This window comes from Chryseobacterium geocarposphaerae (assembly GCF_002797535.1).
In the GTDB taxonomy this organism is placed as follows: domain Bacteria; phylum Bacteroidota; class Bacteroidia; order Flavobacteriales; family Weeksellaceae; genus Chryseobacterium; species Chryseobacterium geocarposphaerae.
This window is the reverse complement of record NZ_PGFD01000003.1, coordinates 289,548-304,713: the sequence shown is the minus strand read 5'-3', so window position 1 is coordinate 304,713 and position 15,166 is coordinate 289,548. Positions and strand designations below refer to the sequence as shown.

Here is a 15,166-nt window from a genome sequence, read left to right as displayed (position 1 = left end):
ATCAAATCCTGTAAAAATTTAATTTACAGGATTTTTTATTAATTTTATTTTTACAAAAAAACAGTGGGAAAAAATGCTTGTAGAATCGTTAAACGTTAAGTCAAGGAAAACAATTCATTATGCGCTTATTATATGTATTTTGTTGATACAGCTCCTGATAGCAGGATATTTTTATAATGAGTTTATTCATAAGAAAAATCTGGCTTTTATTGAAAACCAGTTAAAGGATGTTCGGGTATTAGAAGGATTAACGGATAATTCCAGAAAAGAACTTCTGAATGCGCAGGATTATCTTCAAAAATATGTAACGAGTAATGACAGTACTTTTTTAAATTCTTACCTTACATCATTAAGTAAGCTGGGGAAAAATCTGGATAGCATTGGCTATTATGAAAATAAGTATGTAAAGTTAAAAAATACGTTAGCATTACAGAAAAAAGATTCATTACAGATCAAAAAATTAAAAGTGTTGATTGACTCTACCTATAATTTTTCTACTAAATCTAATCTTAAGCCCAATAATTCGTTTAAAATACAGAAATACACTCCGGAATATCATTTTGATAAGTTTGATTTAGAAACCAAAACATATACCGACACTGTAAAAAAGAAAGGATTGTTTGGAAGATTGGGAGACGCGATATCCGGCAAGGAAACAGTTCGTAAAGACAGTACTGTGGTTACGCTGAAACAGAGAAAAGCCCCAGTATCTTCATTAATGAAATCTGAGTTTGACAGTATCATGAATGTAGTGAACAATCATTATTCCAGAGAAGTGAAAAAAATTCAGGTGAATGTGACTGACAGCAAGACTGACCGTGATAAAATTTATAAAATGTTCAGCAACCTTCTGATGTATAACAATGGCCTGATGAATATTTATGAATCTGCTATTAAAGAGTCTAAATCGAGTCTTGAGAAGGAATATGAAAAACAGAATTCAAAAAATAATCAGGTCAGAAAATATCTGATATTCGGGGCGATGATTCTGATGTTTATTGTTTCAATTTTAATAATGTTGTTGACAAGAATCGCATTTATTTATGAACGGAAACTGAATGAAGCTAATCAGCAGATAAGGGAAAACCTGAATTTTAAGAACAGAATTTTAGGAATGCTGAGCCATGAGCTGCGATCTCCGTTAAAAATAATTGACCTTTTTATTAACAGAATTAATAAGAAAACAGATGATAAGAACATCAAGGAATACCTTAAATCTATAAGTTTCACCAACAATGCATTGCTTATTCAGGCTAACCAGATTTTAGAATATACTAAAAATCAGGCAGTGGAAAATAAGCTGAATCCGGTAGTTTTTAATCTTAAAAACGAAATCACATCCATTTTAAATGCCATTGAACCTTATATCGAAACGAGAAATAATAAATTAATTATTGAAGAGAATATCAATCCGGATCTTGTTGTTTTTTCTGATCACCGAAAGATCAATCAGGTTTTTATGAATATTCTGGGGAATGCAAATAAATTTACGGAGAATGGAGAGATTAAAGTTACAGTAAGGGTAGAACAACCAATCAATAAAAATATAGTTTCTTTAACTGCTGCAATAAAAGATTCCGGAAGTGGAATTTCCCCTTCTGACATAGAGAAAATTTTTGAACCTTATTATCAGGGAGTTTTATCCGAAGATGTTGAAAATTTGGGTGCAGGTCTTGGATTGAGTTTGTGTAAAGAAATTGTTGAATTGTACGACGGAAACATATCAGTATCCAGCGAACTGGGGAAAGGCACGACGGTTGTTTTTACAGTTAATCTAAATCTTACTGCATGAATCCACCAGATATTACAACCACCCGTTTTCTATTGGCAGACGATCACAGTCTGATAAGGCAGGGTATTATTTTTTTGTTGGAAGATTTTGAATTAGAGCATGAAATTTTTCAGGCATCCAATCTGCAACAACTCTTGGAATCTGTTAAAATGAATTCTATAGATCTTGCTATTATTGATGCTCACTTTCCCGATGGCAATAGTCTTTCTATCTTGGAAGAACTCAAAAAAATGAGACCGGAAATGAAAATCCTGATTTTTACGGGTATTGATGAAAGTACATATTCACTTAGATATTTAAATGCGGGAGCGGATGGTTTTCTAAGTAAAATGAATGAGGAAGAAGAAATAGAACAGGCCATCCGGAAAATGCTTGACTTTGGAGAATACATTTCTCCGCTTACTCAAGCATTATTAAAGAGTTCAATAAAAAATCCTCAGCTGATCAACCCTTTGTCAGCTTTAACAGAAAGAGAGCTGCAGATTGCCGAAATGTATGCTGAAGGCTTGGGAAATCTGGAAATAGCAGGGAAACTGGACGTTAAGCAAAATACGGTAAGTACGGTTAAGAAAAGAATTTTTGACAAACTTGAAATTGAAAACCTCGTGGAGCTTATAGAACTGATAAAAAACAATCAGTAATAGTTTTGTAGATAAATATCTACGAGCCATACGAAATATATCTACATTGTTTGTGATGGTTTTCTTTTTTGCTGTTGTTATCTTTGTATCAACATAAAGAAAGAAAATTATATTGTAAGAATGTATTTGATACTGTTTTGATTCTATAAACACAAATGATGAGAAAAAATCAAGATCGAATACACAAATGAAGAAAAAAAATGAGCCTCCGAAATTTTCGGAGGCTTTGTTTTTAATTACTGACCTAAGAAACAAAACGTAATTAAAAACTATATCATAAAAATTACTTCTATTATTAGCTTTTTATATTCTTTTTCTTTGTCCAGCTCTTCACGCGATTATAATCTAAAAAGTAAGTAAGCTTCAGTGAAAAATTATTTACAGTAGGTTCGCTAAAAAGCATATCGTAGTTTTTCGTCACATTTAGCCTGGACATCTCAAGATAATTTGAAGTCGCATTTCTGTATAATAAAGTCAGCTGACTTCCCGGAGCGAACCACCATGAAAATCTTAGGTCAACATTCCATGCGTTGTAAGTTCCGTTTAAATTCTTATTAAAAAGATCAGTTTCAGCTAAACCTCCATCCTGATTTAAAGTATAAAACTGTTTGTAGGTAACATCAGAAAAATAATGTCTGAATGTTAAAGTAAGCGCTGTTTTTTCATTAAAAGTATATTTAGAAGTCAATGCATTTTCGTAGGTGTTTCTTTGTCTTCTTCCGATGAAAATATCGGTGTCACTTTTTCCTGCAAAGCCGGTTTCATTATTACTAAAACTAGGATTAAAACTCCAGTTTACATTGAATCTATCGGAAAACCGGTAACGAAGTCCTAAATTGGTAAATACCTGATTTCTTCCCTTTTCGTCAAACGCATAATAATCTATCGTGAAATTATACTGCAGTTTTTTTCGGCTGTCACTTTCAAACCAAACCCAGGAATCAAAATATCCGGGAACTTTAAGATGTCTACCAAAAGTACGGGGTTCGTAAATATCATTCTGACCGAAAGGTGTATATTCAATTCCGCCACCGAAATTTCTAAAGCTCTTGTCTGTAAAACTATTATTATGATTGAAAATAAAATTCTGGAAGATAAAAGGTTCTAATCTATGATAATAATTCAGGTTGAAATTTAAATAGATATTGTTGAATGTTTTGGTAGGTTGCAAAATTCTGTATCCATACCAGGCATTATAATTCGCGAAGTTTGTTTTTGTTGAAAATCCAACATCATTAATATCCCAGTCTTTGGTTGTGAGATTTCCATTAAGGCTGAAACGGTGCTTTCCTGCAATTTTTTCCAGTCCGGTTTCTGCTTTTGTTCCGAATTTTGTTCCTTCATCCATTACCCAGCTTCCTTTCACGCTTCCGAAAGTTTTATACGTATTTTTCTTATTGTTGAGATCCCAGAGAAGTCCTGTTGCATTCGCATCCCTGAAATTTCCGTCTCTCGTAACATTTGTATTAATTAATGACACGGAAGAATTTCCGTTAAACCTTTGGTCAAAAACCAATACATTATAATTCGTCCATGGTTCTACCACTTCTTTTCTGGCTTCCCCGGTTTCATGATTAAAAATAGAAGCTTCCATTTTTTGAGTGACTCCATTGAAAAAGCCGATTCCCAGTCCTTTTTTCGTTCTTCCCGAAATTTTGAAAGCATTAAATAATTTTACTTTTGCAGGATATTCCGTGACCTCTTCATTGTCGTTGGTTACGGGATAACGTGACGGTTCTCCTCCAACTCTTCTCGAATAAAACATTCCTCCCTTGCTGAATAATTCAGTTCCTTCCGTAAAGAAAGTTCTCTGCTCGGAAAACTGCTGCTCAAAAGGAGTTAGATTTAAAATGGAATTATCAAAATTAGCCTGTCCGAAATCGGGAATTAAAGTCATATCGAAAGTGAAAGCATCGTTGATTCCATATTTTACATCCATTCCACCGTTAAAGCTTGACGTGGTTTTACCGTCAAAACTATTGACATAGGTGGAAAAGTAGGGAGTAAAAGACAATCGGGTAGGAGGATTGATGTTTTCAATTCCCTGTAAAACACCGTCAAAAAGAGTATAAGAGTTTTTGGCATTGTCTACGAAATTCCAGTCATAAGATGCTTTAATTCTCTGTATTCTTCTGAATATATTCATTCCCCATTCCTGAACATTGCTTTTAGGAAACCTGAGTTCTGAATATGGAATCTTTATTTCTACAGCCCAGCCTTTTTCATTGATTTTTGCACCGCTGTACCAAATGGAATTCCAGGTATCATCTTCGCCGTCTGTGGTGAGTTTCGCATCAAACTGAACTCCTGCTGCAGTCACCACAAATTCTAAGCTCTGTTGTTTATCATTATATCCGTTCAGTGCCACACCAAAAAAATCGTCGTTGTTGATTCCGTCTCTTTCCGTCAGTTCCTTAGCAATTTTATTGGGAGTGGGATCATACATTTGTGCTCCGAAATAAATACCGGTATCATCATATAAAATTCTGACTTCTGTTTTTATGGAGTCCGCCTGTGGTTTTCCGTTATTAGGATTTCTCTCGATGAAATTGGTTGCAATGGGAGCATTCTGCCATACTGCATCATCCAAAATTCCATCAATTTTTGGTGAAGATGAGGTTTTTGTAATGAGTATTTTTTTTCTTACAATATGGTCGTCTTCCTTTTTCTGCGAATACATGAAGCAGGAAAATAATAATAAGGTGAAAAGCAATTTGGTTTTCATGATGTTCTTAGGCTTATATATTCATGACAACCGATGTTTAAAATGTATTACATTCGTAATCAGAAATAATGAAAAGCTTCCACCTTATTCGATCAGAAGCGTAAATCAGTTTAATGTGGCTTGGAAACGGTTTCGGCTGCCCAAAGGGCAGCCGGAACCGTTTATATCAAAATTGATGATCTTATTTAGCAAACTTTAAAGGGTATTTTACATTTTTAAAATCATCGAGACTTGCCTTTAAAGAACCTACAGCCAATTCAGCTTTCAGCAACATTGGAATATGGTTGTAATCGTTAGAGACCCACATCGTAACACCTTCTTTCTCTTTAAAAACTCTACCGCTTTTTACAGATGGGATGATTTTCAAACAATTAATGGTTCCGAATTTTGTCTTTAAATTTTCCGTACCAACTACTTTCAGCTGAAAAGGAAACATTTCATCGTCAATCCAAACGTTCATATTGATGATGGTACCTGTTTTTAACTCGGCAGGAGTTTTACTTCTTAAATAATAAAAACAGGAAAGCATATCCTGAACTCCTTTTACTGATTTTAGGACTTTAGAACCGTTTGCAGGCGTTTTTTTATCTGTTAAGATTAAAGTATTATTATCATGATTGAAAGTGGTTTCAAAATGCTGGCGATAGCTTCCTTCTTTTACGTTTCTTACATAAAAGCTGGGCAATCCCGTGTTGATATTGATATAACTTTCGTATAAATCATCTACTTTGAAGAAAGCTCTTACAGCTCCGGTTGTTTGCCCAGTGCCTTTTACATACAAATGAGGGGCTCCCTTATAGTTTACTTTTTGAGTGGTAAGAGTTGCATTTCCTGCATTCAGAAACCCGTAATGAATTCTAAGTGTGATGGATTCACCGTTTGCAATATTGTCTATCTGAGCAAAACTCAGACAGAATATACATACTGCAATAAGGTTTAAAATTTTCTTCATGGTTAGACATTTACAAAAAGGTTGCCAAATTTTTAGTCTGTTTTTCTTCGTATTTGACAAATCTCAGTTTTTTATTTAGAATGAATTAAATATGCTTCGCATTAAAATTAGTAAATTTGCAGCTACAAGTATAATTAAATTATCTTATAATTATGATAACTACCGATATATTGATCATAGGAGCAGGACCAACGGGGCTTTTTGCTGTATTTGAAGCAGGATTATTAAAAATGAAGTGTCACATCATTGATGCACTTCCTCAACCAGGAGGACAATTGGCAGAGCTTTATCCTAAAAAACCTATTTTCGATATTCCGGGATATCCTTCTGTAAACGCAGGAGAATTAGTAGATAACCTGATGGAGCAGATCAAGCAGTTTCAGCCAGGCTTTACATTAGGGGAAACAGCAGTTTCTTATACTAAAGTAGATGATGAGTGGTTTGAAGTGGTTACCAACAAAGGAACTGTTCACAGAGCGAAAGCTATTGCTATTGCAGGAGGTTTAGGAACTTTTGAGCCTAGAAAGCCAACGATTGAAAATGTAGCGGATTACGAGGAAAAAGGTCTTGAATATTTCGTAAAAGAGCCTGAACATTTCAGAGATAAAAAAGTAGTGATTGCAGGCGGAGGAGATTCAGCACTTGACTGGAGTATCTTCTTATCTAATGTTGCGAGTGAAGTTACATTGATTCACAGAAGAAATGAGTTCCGTGGAGCTTTGGATTCTGTAGAAAAAGTTCAGGATTTAAAAAATCAGGGGAAAATTAAATTGATCACTCCGGCTGAAGTTACAGCGATCAAAGGAGATGGAAAAGTTGAGGCGATCACGGTTGCTGTAGACGGACAAGATCCTTATGATATTGAAACAGATTACTTTATCCCGTTATTCGGTTTAACTCCAAAATTAGGCGAAATTGGAAACTGGGGATTGAATATCGAGAAAAATGCAATCGTTGTAAATAACGCATTAGATTACCAAACAAACATAGATGGGATTTACGCAATCGGAGATATCAATATTTATCCTGGAAAACTAAAATTAATTCTTTGCGGTTTCCATGAGGCAACTTTAATGTGTCAGAGTGTTTACAACAGATTGAATCCGGGTAAAAAATTTGTGTTGAAATATACAACGGTAAGTGGAGTAGACGGTTTCGACGGAAGTAGAAAAGAAGCTGAGAAGGCTGTTGTGAAAAAAATTGACTAATTTTGCAAAATTATGTCAGATATTAATATAAAAATCACCGACAGAGAAGGTGTAACTCATGATATTGTAGCGCCTACAGATATGTCCATGAATTTAATGGAAATTATCCGTTCTTATGAATTGGCAGAAGAAGGAACGATCGGAGTTTGTGGAGGAATGGCAATGTGCGCTTCTTGTCAGGTTTACGTGATCAATGATCCAGGCCTAAATGAGATGGAAGCAGAAGAAGATGCAATGTTAGCAGAAGCGTTCCATGTAAAAGACAACAGCAGATTGGGTTGTCAGTTGCATATCGTTCCTGAAATGGAAGGGCTGGAAGTGGAAATTGCTCCTTATCCTTAAAAAATTAATTTTAAATGATACAAAAAGCTCCTGAAGATTTTCTTTAGGAGTTTTTTGTATATAGCAATTTAAAATCACAATAACTTAAAGATCGGCTCATATAGCGATTAAAATGATATGATATCTCTTCCGAAAGTTTAATAAGAAAAGTGTTGTCTTCAAAATGCTGTCTCACTTCTTCATTGGTTAATTTTATAAATATTGATGCTTGAAAAAAGCTGATAGGTGAATATGGAATTTCAATATAAAGCTCTCTGTCAATAGATTCAAATAAAATATATTTCCAATTTTCCTTATGAATTTCTTTTAATTCAATTTTTTGATTTCCCACTCGAATTTTTTTATTTTTAAGCTTAATTAATGAAATAAAAACCTTCCTAAACTATCAGGAAGGTTTTTATTGATTCTTAATTCTTCGAAGGCTGAAAATTAGGATGTCCAACCTGCCATAATGCAAAGGCAAAAATATCTGCATATTCTTTAAAGATCACATCATAATCACTGGTGAAATGGCCGTTATCATAATTTGCATACAATAATACAGGTTTACCGGAAGCAGAACTGTTTTGTAGAGCCGCAGCAAATTTACCAGGCATCCAAGGAGCAACTCTGGAATCATTCATTCCGACGCGTATAATTACAGCGGGATATTTTACTCCTTTTTTTACTTTGCTTTGTGCGTCCATTTCAATCAGATGCTTTGTATCTTCTTCATTTTTTAATGTTCCGATTTCAGGGATTTGGTTAGGTCCGTTCGCTGTTATTTCTGTTCTTAAAGCATTGGTTAACCCAACTTCTGGGATAGCTACAGCATAAAGGTCCGGTCTTTCCGTAATCGCTCTTCCGATAAGAATTCCGCCTGCGCTTACTCCGTTTCCGATTAATTTTGAAGGAGAAGTGTATTTTTGATTCACCAGATATTCTGAACAGGCAATGAAATCTTTCCAGGTATTGGGTTTTGTTGCTTTCATTCCTGCCTGATGCCATTTTTCACCTTTTTCTCCACCTCCTCTTACGTGAGCAACGGCAAGGATAACGCCCTGTTCCAATAATACAGAAAGCCTGGCTGAAAAGCGAGGTTCATAAGAAAAACCATAACCTCCGTATCCTGTAATATAAGCCGGGTTATTACCATCCATTTTTATATTTTTAGGGTAAATGATAGAAAGGGGAACCATTACACCGTCATGGCTTTTTACTTCAACTTCTTTTACCGTGTAAAGTGCATTGTAATCAGGATAATTTGTTTCGGAATTAAGGTATTTGCTTTTTATGACATCCCCTTTTTCCGGATTGTATTCATAAGTGGTTAATGGAGTCAGCCAGTTCACATTATTACAATAGATATTATCATTTTCTCTTTGGCTAAGGGATAATGAGCTGTTGACTCCGGTTGGAAAATCAACTTTTTTTCCTTCCAATGTATTGATATTTACCTGATATTTGTCTCTCACGATACCATCTCCTAAAGAATAGTAAAGGTAATTTTTAGAATTATGGATACTGATAATTACTTTGTCTTTACTCTCCGGAACCACCACTTTAGCATTGCTAAAATCGGGCTTTGAAAGGTTGGTAAGGGTGATTTTGTAATTTGGAGTATCCTTATGGGTAAGCAGGAAAAGCTTGTCTCCGGAAATAAATACATCTGTAATATCATCCGAAGGTTTTACGATCTGTCGCCATTTTACCTTTTTATTTTTTAATTCTGAATAGGGGGCAACAAAAATCGGACTTTCTGATTTTACAGAGCTTAACCTCAGAACAATATATTTATAGTCATCAGTGAAATAAACACTTGTGAATTGTTCAGTCAAGGCATTCAGCTCCGGATATTCTTCTCTTGAAGCTAATATTTTGTCGGTTTTTGTATCCGTCCCGATTACATGAAGCATGGCTTTCATATCTTTTAAAAGCATATTGCTGTTGGGATCGGAAGTACTCATTTTGGTGTAAAGTATTCCTTTATCATCCTGCGTGAATTCAAAACCAAATTCACTCCAGATAGGGCCGATTTCGTCTTTTAAAAGTTGGTGAGTCGTAAGGTCTAAAATTCTCAAATGACAAATTTCACCACCAGATTTTGAAAATAAAATAGCAATTTTTTTTGCTTTAGAATCAACAGCGAAATTGGTGATCTGGGTGTCTTTTCCAAGGGTTTCAGGATCGAAAATCAATGTTTCCTTTCCGGAAGAAAGATCTCTGGAATATAACTTGGAAAGATTTTCGTTTTTCTTGGTTTTTGTATATAAGTAAGTGTTTTGCCTTTGAAATATCGCGTCGAAAGAATCACCGTTCATTTCCTGTACTTCCTTCATACGTTTATACAGGTCTTCACGATGCGGAATTTTATTTATGATACTATGGCTAAAATCTGACTGTGATTTAAACCACTTTTCTACTTCAGGGTTTTTAAGATCTTCCAGCCATCTGTAATTATCGATTATTTTAGTGCCAAAATAATCATCTACAACTGCTTTTTCAGGGGTTACAGGATAATTGTACTGTGCAGAAATTATTTGACTTAAAAATAGTCCTGCAGTCAGAAAAATAGTTTTCATTTTTATATTTCTTTTGTGTGTGAAAAAATTACTGATACAAATATATTAAACTTCATCTTTTGAAATCCATTTTCCGACAGTCGGAGCCTTATAATTTTTCATCATTTCCAGCAATTCATCAATAGTATCGCTGATCAGTAACATGTCTCTGTTGATTGGCTTTAAAAATCCTTTGTCAACCATGGTTCCAACAAGCTTGATCAAATCATTATAAAACCCGTCAATATTTAAAACAGCAATTGGCTTGCGATGAAGTCCGAGCTGTGCCCAGGTTATCATTTCGAAAAACTCTTCCAGGGTTCCGTAGCCTCCGGGAAGAACGATCACACCATCACAAAGGTCATTCAGTTTGGTTTTTCTTTCGTGCATGGTTTCTACCAGAATCAACTCGGTTAATTGTTTGTGAGCAATTTCCTTTGATTGTAAAAAGAGGGGGAGAACCCCAACAACTTTTCCACCTTCCTGTAAAGCTCCGTCTGCAACAGCTCCCATCAAACCGGTATTTGAACCGCCATAAACGAGCTGAATATTTTGTTTCGCCAAAGTCTGTCCAAGTAAAGTTGCCTGTTCTTTAAAAACATCATCTGTACCGAAACTTGAACCGCAAAATACTGTGATACTTTTCATAATTATTTTGAATGTAATTTAATGAAGGGTTAAAATTAAAAATATCCAAAATCAAATGACTTTGGATATTAATAATATAATTGTTAAAATCTTATTTTAAAGGAATATTCGCTAAAATATCTTTTGTAAATGCCCAGAATTTCTGAGCAGAAGGAATATTAGCTCTTTCATCCGGAGAGTGTGCTCCTCGGATCGTTGGTCCGAAACTTACCATTTCCATTTCCGGATAGTTAGCTCCGATAATTCCACATTCCAAACCCGCGTGACAAGCCACAACGTGTGGTTTTTCACTGAATTTTTCAACATAGATTTTTTCCATCAGCTGAACGATTTCAGAACCTGGTTTTGGTTTCCATCCAGGATAAGAACCACTGAATTCTACATTCATTCCTGCTAATTCTGCAACAGATTTTAATTGCTCAGCTACGGAGTATTTAGAAGATTCTACAGAAGAACGGGAAAGATTTAAAATTTTTAAAGCTCCGCCTTTTAATTCTACTCTTGCCACATTGTTTGAAGACTCTACCAAATCTTTTACATCGGGGCTCATTCTGTAAACACCGTTGTGCAGAGATTTTAATGCCAGGATAATTTTCTTTGAATCTGCTTCGGAAAGTGATTTTTCAGAAGATGTGGTATTTTCAATATTAATTTGAATTCCGGCTTCTATAGTCGCAAATTCTTCTAAAATCTCTTTTTTAAGATCTGTAACTTCCAAAATGAATTCCTGAGCATTTCTTACAGAAACGATGGCTACAGCTTCTCTTGGGATTGCATTTCTCAATCCGCCTCCATCAATAGAAATTAATTGGATGTTTTCTTTTTCTAAGCCTTTGTAAAGAAGTCTTCCTAAGATAATATTTGCATTTCCAAAACCTTTGTGAATGTCCATTCCTGAATGACCACCTTGTAATCCTTTTACTTCAAGTCTTACCATTTGTCCGTTTGGAGCTTCAGTTTCGTAGTTTTGGGTGATCGTCACATCAATTCCTCCTGCGCAACCGATATCGATCTCATCATCTTCTTCAGTATCAAGATTCAATAAGATTTGCCCGGTTAATTTGCCCGGTTTCAAGCCTAAAGCTCCTGTCATTCCGGTTTCTTCATCTATAGTGAAAAGGGCTTCCAGATCAGGGTGAGGAATGTCTGAACTTTCCAGAATCGACATAATAGTAGCAACTCCCAATCCGTTATCTGCTCCTAAAGTTGTTCCTTTTGCCTTTACCCAATCGCCGTCAATCTCCATTTTAATTCCTTCAGTCTCAAAATCGAAGTTAACATCACTGTTCTTCTGGCAAACCATATCTAAATGTGACTGTAAAACAACAGATTTACGGTTTTCCATCCCTGAAGTGGCAGGTTTTTTAATGATTACGTTTCCTACTTCATCTACAGTAGTTTCTAGTCCTAGATTTTCACCAAATTCTTTGATGAAAGCGATTACTTTTTCCTCTTTTTTTGAAGGTCTTGGAACAGCATTTAATTTGGAGAAGTTTTTCCAGATTATCTGCGGTTCTATATTAGATAATTCCATGAAATTTATTTTTCTCAAATTTACGAAATAAAAAATGCTTCCGGTAAATCGGAAGCATTCTTTTGTATTTTTTCGGAAGTCAGTTTAGCATCCACATTCGCCGTAAATAGGCATTGTAACTGTTGTACCATCTGGTTTTTCGATGGTCAGTGTTCCCTGAAATAATAAAGCCTCTTCGTTCTTTATTTTTTTACCTTTTACAGATATTTTATAGTCTCCACTTTCTATTTCTTTGCTAAGTTCTTCATCTGCTTCCATATCGCTGGAAGAAATAAGATTCATAGCCAGTCTTTTGCCGTTGAGTTTCATATAGGCCGTTTTTCCGGCATCATCTGCATAGATGTATTTTTCGTTTTCAAAATCTGTTTTGTTCTTTGCAAAATAGCATGAACATTCCTTAATCTCAGCAGGAAAAGGAAATGCTTCTACAGAAATTGTTCCTGAAGAAGTTTCACTTTGAGCAGAATCCTGAACGATGGTTAAAGAATCTCGCGATGTTTGGGAAGAAACAGCTTCTTTATCTTTTTTACATCCGACTAATAAGAATGCTGAAAAGAAAATGATAAAATATTTCATGTGAATTGTATATTTTGATTATCCTCTGGCTCTTTCTAGCAGAATCATCATGAGTAGGGACAGAATAACTAAGCTTTCTTCCTCGTCATCAATGTCAATAAGTCTGTCAAGTTGGAATCTTCTTCCGAAGAATGAAGGCATCTTTTTCAGCTTGAAGTAAGCTTTCCCATCTACTCCCGTTACAGTGTAAGAAGGATTCAGAAAATATCCCGTAAACATTCCTATGATAGGAATTTCTCCTACAAAACCATCCCAGAATCTCACCCAGGCACTGTCTTCCTGAATTTTAAATTTCGGCTGATCATGAGCATCCAAAATATCATAGCTTGCTTTCCAAAGAGAGCGCATTCCTTTTCTTGCCAGTCTCCCGAAGTTCTTATTCTCGATTAAATCATTTAAAGAGTAAGATGCATTAAAGTCTATCCATTGATTAGCTTTAATTCTGAAAAGTTCCTTTGATTTGCTTTCATCATTAAAAACAATTACATCTTCTTTTAGCTTGAACATTTTCTGACGGACATACGCTACATAATTTCCGTTTTTGTCTGTAATGTTGAAGTCACTGGCTAAAGTTGTGATTTTAAATTTAAAATCTAATGGATAATTTAGATTGTTAAGTACCATTTAGTTTATTTTTTTCATATTTCGGGTCAAAGATAAAATTTTTATAATAAATGAAATCTATTTTTAAGCTTCATAAGGGATAAAAACTCGGCTTTTTATTTTATTTTTGTAGTTATGGATTATCCTAGTAAAGTTTTAGCGAAGGCAGTAGATGAGATCTCCGGGTTACCCGGAATAGGGAGGAAAACGGCTTTGAGACTAGCCCTTCATTTATTGAAACAACCACCTTCCAGAGCGACGAGTTTGGGTAATTCTCTGATTAATCTTGTCAATGAAATAAAATATTGCAAGGACTGTCACAACTTTTCTGATTTTGAAATCTGTGAGATATGCAGTAATGATAAACGTAATGATGAGACAATCTGCATTGTTGAAGATGTCCGGGACGTGATTGCCATTGAAAATACAGGAAAATACACAGGGAAATATCTTATTCTGGGAGGAAAAATATCTCCAATGGAAGGAGTCGGTCCCCATCAGTTGAATATTCCGAGTATTGAAAGAAAACTGAATGAAGGAACTGTAAAAGAACTTATTTTTGCCTTAAGCGCTACTATGGAAGGTGATACCACCGCTTATTATATCTATAAGAAATTCAAAAGTTTTAAAGTGAATTTTTCGAGTATTGCAAGAGGTATTTCTGTAGGCGATGAACTGGAATATGCTGATGAAATTTCTTTAGGCAGGTCTATTATGAACCGATTGCCATATAATGATGGAAACGTTTAATATATTATATAAAAGCTTTTATAATGGTTTCGGTAATTATTCCCATATATAATTCTGAAAATACGATAATAAGTGCTTTAAATTCAGTTAAAGTACAGACATTAGGTATAAAAGAATTTGAAATCATTGTTATTAATGATGGCTCTACCGATAACAGCCAAAGCCTGGTAGAAGAATATATAGAGCAAAATCCCGAAATGAACTTTCAATTATTGAATCAGGTAAATAAAGGAGTTTCTAGCGCCAGAAATTCTGGCTTGAAAATCGCGAAAGGAGAATATATAGCTTTATTGGATGCAGATGATGAGTGGATGCCCGAAAAAACAGAAAAACAAATTAGTTACTTTAAAAATACGAGCCTGAATATTGATTTTCTTGCAACAAAGGGAAATGATAAGGAAATTTTATATCCGTACAGCATAGGAAAAAATAATCTTGCGGAGATCACATTCAGGAAACTATTATTGAGGAATGAAATCTTGGCTCCCACGGTCATGTTTAAGAGAAAAGTTCTTGAAAATACAGGGTTTTTTGATGATAACCAGAGGCATGCGGAAGATGTCAATTATTGGATGAGAGCTTCATTAAAGAATAAGATGTATATATTGAATGAAAGTTTGGTTTTTGTAGGAGGAGGGAAAAGAACATTTGGAGTTTCAGGACTTTCTTCCAATCTTTCAGCAATGGAAAAAGGGTTTATAAAAAATCTTAAGGAAATGTATTTATTAAAAAATATTAATTCTATACAATATTTATCGTTGAGGTTTTTTTATAAGGCTAAATATCTATTTTTGTTATGCAGGCAATTTTACTATAATCTGAATACAAAGTGAAACTAGTTGATAAAGCGATGAA

Annotated in this window: 14 protein-coding genes; 6 read left to right on the top strand and 8 right to left on the bottom strand. The window is 34.7% G+C overall.

The features are described 5' to 3' along the window. Positions 1-73 precede the first annotated feature (73 nt). The gene (locus CLV73_RS17390) at positions 74-1,792 is read left to right on the top strand and encodes a sensor histidine kinase (RefSeq protein WP_100378144.1); all 1,719 of its coding nucleotides are present in this window, start codon (positions 74-76) and stop codon (positions 1,790-1,792) included. Further along, a complete protein-coding gene (locus CLV73_RS17385) occupies positions 1,789-2,433 on the top strand; it encodes a response regulator (protein WP_100378143.1) in 645 nt (214 codons plus the stop codon). Before CLV73_RS17390 ends, CLV73_RS17385 begins: the two co-directional genes overlap by 4 nt. Before the next feature lie 295 nt (positions 2,434-2,728). Here CLV73_RS17385 and CLV73_RS17380 read toward each other — a convergent pair whose 3' ends face one another. Together CLV73_RS17380 and CLV73_RS17370 are read right to left on the bottom strand one after the other, a co-directional pair. Further along, on the bottom strand, positions 2,729-5,158 hold the full coding sequence (locus CLV73_RS17380; protein WP_100378142.1) for a DUF5916 domain-containing protein: 2,430 nt from the start codon (positions 5,156-5,158) through the stop codon (positions 2,729-2,731). A gap of 181 nt (positions 5,159-5,339) precedes the next feature. Then, positions 5,340-6,110: a DUF3108 domain-containing protein gene (locus CLV73_RS17370; RefSeq protein WP_100378140.1), complete on the bottom strand. Its 771-nt coding sequence runs from the start codon at positions 6,108-6,110 to the stop codon at positions 5,340-5,342. Positions 6,111-6,262: 152 nt separating this feature from the next. Between CLV73_RS17370 and CLV73_RS17365 the strand changes: the two genes are divergently transcribed. Both CLV73_RS17365 and CLV73_RS17360 read left to right on the top strand, forming a co-directional pair. Next, on the top strand, positions 6,263-7,318 hold the full coding sequence (locus CLV73_RS17365) for an NAD(P)/FAD-dependent oxidoreductase (RefSeq protein ID WP_100378139.1): 1,056 nt from the start codon (positions 6,263-6,265) through the stop codon (positions 7,316-7,318). A 12-nt stretch (positions 7,319-7,330) separates the two neighbouring features. Further along, the gene (locus CLV73_RS17360) at positions 7,331-7,660 is read left to right on the top strand and encodes a 2Fe-2S iron-sulfur cluster-binding family protein (protein ID WP_100378138.1); all 330 of its coding nucleotides are present in this window, start codon (positions 7,331-7,333) and stop codon (positions 7,658-7,660) included. A 43-nt stretch (positions 7,661-7,703) separates the two neighbouring features. Here CLV73_RS17360 and CLV73_RS17355 read toward each other — a convergent pair whose 3' ends face one another. The 6 genes from CLV73_RS17355 to CLV73_RS17330 form a co-directional block, all read right to left on the bottom strand. Beyond that, on the bottom strand, positions 7,704-7,991 hold the full coding sequence (locus CLV73_RS17355) for a hypothetical protein (RefSeq protein WP_100378137.1): 288 nt from the start codon (positions 7,989-7,991) through the stop codon (positions 7,704-7,706). Between the two features lie 76 nt (positions 7,992-8,067). Continuing rightward, complete coding sequence (locus CLV73_RS17350; RefSeq protein WP_100378136.1) at positions 8,068-10,221, bottom strand: prolyl oligopeptidase family serine peptidase; 2,154 nt, start codon at positions 10,219-10,221, stop codon at positions 8,068-8,070. Between the two features lie 45 nt (positions 10,222-10,266). Then, complete coding sequence (locus CLV73_RS17345; protein WP_100378135.1) at positions 10,267-10,848, bottom strand: LOG family protein; 582 nt, start codon at positions 10,846-10,848, stop codon at positions 10,267-10,269. A 91-nt stretch (positions 10,849-10,939) separates the two neighbouring features. Continuing rightward, positions 10,940-12,382, bottom strand: a complete 1,443-nt coding sequence (locus CLV73_RS17340) for an aminoacyl-histidine dipeptidase (protein WP_100378134.1) — start codon at positions 12,380-12,382, stop codon at positions 10,940-10,942. An 84-nt stretch (positions 12,383-12,466) separates the two neighbouring features. Continuing rightward, a complete protein-coding gene (locus CLV73_RS17335; protein ID WP_100378133.1) occupies positions 12,467-12,958 on the bottom strand; it encodes a hypothetical protein in 492 nt (163 codons plus the stop codon). Between the two features lie 18 nt (positions 12,959-12,976). Beyond that, complete coding sequence (locus CLV73_RS17330; protein ID WP_100378132.1) at positions 12,977-13,582, bottom strand: LURP-one-related/scramblase family protein; 606 nt, start codon at positions 13,580-13,582, stop codon at positions 12,977-12,979. Between the two features lie 114 nt (positions 13,583-13,696). Between CLV73_RS17330 and recR the strand changes: the two genes are divergently transcribed. Further along, positions 13,697-14,311: a recombination mediator RecR gene (gene recR / locus CLV73_RS17325; RefSeq protein ID WP_100378131.1), complete on the top strand. Its 615-nt coding sequence runs from the start codon at positions 13,697-13,699 to the stop codon at positions 14,309-14,311. Positions 14,312-14,334: 23 nt separating this feature from the next. Next, a complete protein-coding gene (locus CLV73_RS17320) occupies positions 14,335-15,144 on the top strand; it encodes a glycosyltransferase family 2 protein (RefSeq protein WP_100378130.1) in 810 nt (269 codons plus the stop codon). The last annotated feature ends 22 nt before the right edge of the window (positions 15,145-15,166 follow it).